The following is a 1,287-nucleotide window of genomic DNA, read 5'->3' as shown; positions in this document are numbered from 1 at the left end:
TGGGGTGCCTCGGAGATTCCGGACAGGGACCCAATCGGGTTATCCTGTAAGGAATCGAAGGGATCAAAACGGTGGCGCGACCGAGGAAGTATTCGCCGGAGTTCCGTGAGGAAGCGGTTCGTCTGGCGTTGGAATCCGAGAGGCCGGTGGCCGAGGTGGCCCGGAGTCTCGATATGCATCCGGAGACGCTACGGGTGTGGGTTCGCCAGCACGAGCGTGAGCATGGCCTCGAAGCGCCAGAGGTGGATTTGCCACTGACGGATCGTGCGCGGCTACGTGAGCTGGAACGCCGGAATCGTGAGCTCGAGAGGGAAGTGTCCTTCTTGAAAAAAGCGGCAGCGTACTTCGCGAAGGGACCCCAGTAGCCCACAAGTACGAGTTCATCGAAACGATGCGGCTCGATACTGCGGAGTACGCGTATTCTGTCGAGTTCCTGTGCGAGAAGCTCGGCGTGTCGAAATCCGGATATTACGAATGGCGGAACCGTCCGGGATCGGCAACAAATCAGCGTCGTGAGGATCTGAAGGCGTTTATCACGAGAGCGTTCGAGGCGTCTGATGGCACCTACGGATATCGGCGCGTGCACGCCCAGCTCGCACGCTGGGGTGTCACGGCGGGCCCGGAGCTGGTCCGTGACCTGATGCGCGAGCTGGGTTTTCGGTCGTGTCAGCCGCCGCCGAGACGATGGTCGCTCACCCACCCTGGCCTGGGTGAGGTCCCAGACCTGGTGGGCCGGGACTTCACTGCCGACAAACCCGGGATGAAACTCGTCGGCGACATCACCTACATCCCGACCGGAGAAGGGTGGCTCTATTTGGCGACCGTGATCGATTGCTGCACCAAAGAAGTGATCGGCTACGCCATGGACGACCACTACAAGACCCCGCTGATCACCCGGGCCATCCGACGGGCAGCGCAGAACCGGTCGCTGGCGCCAGGCGCCATTTTCCATTCCGACAGGGGCGTCAACTACATGTCGGCCGAGTATGCGGCCGTGTTGAAGGGACTCGACATTCGACGATCTTCCGGGCGCACGGGGATATGTTTCGACAACGCTATGGCCGAGTCGTTCTTCGGTGCACTCAAGAACGAGCGTGTCTCCCGGGTGGTGTATCCGACACGCGAATCGGCCCGGCGCGACATCACGCACTACATCGAACTCTGGTACAATCAGCGGCGTCTTCATTCGGCGATAGGCTACCGCCCGCCACGTGAAGCACACTCCGAACATTTGAAATCGGCATGAATTGAACAATCTCCCTGTCCGGGAAACACAGGGCACTTCAG

At 60.5% G+C, this 1,287-nt stretch carries 1 protein-coding gene and 1 pseudogene; both read left to right on the top strand.

Translation table 11 applies throughout. The annotated features are described in order from the left end of the window. The first annotated feature begins 71 nt into the window (after positions 1-71). Positions 72-365 (top strand): transposase, encoded by a 294-nt coding sequence (locus BMZ92_RS38935; RefSeq protein WP_177229040.1) that lies wholly within the window; start codon positions 72-74, stop codon positions 363-365. Further along, positions 332-1,246 (top strand): annotated as a pseudogene (locus tag BMZ92_RS36660) (IS3 family transposase); the annotation flags it as partial. The gene BMZ92_RS38935 and the pseudogene BMZ92_RS36660, both read left to right, overlap by 34 nt. Positions 1,247-1,287: the final 41 nt, after the last annotated feature.

The sequence above is a fragment of the Amycolatopsis sacchari genome (assembly GCF_900114035.1).
In the GTDB taxonomy this organism is placed as follows: domain Bacteria; phylum Actinomycetota; class Actinomycetes; order Mycobacteriales; family Pseudonocardiaceae; genus Amycolatopsis_E; species Amycolatopsis_E sacchari.
The sequence above is the reverse complement of the archived record's forward strand: the minus strand, read 5'-3'. Positions and strand labels throughout refer to the sequence as shown.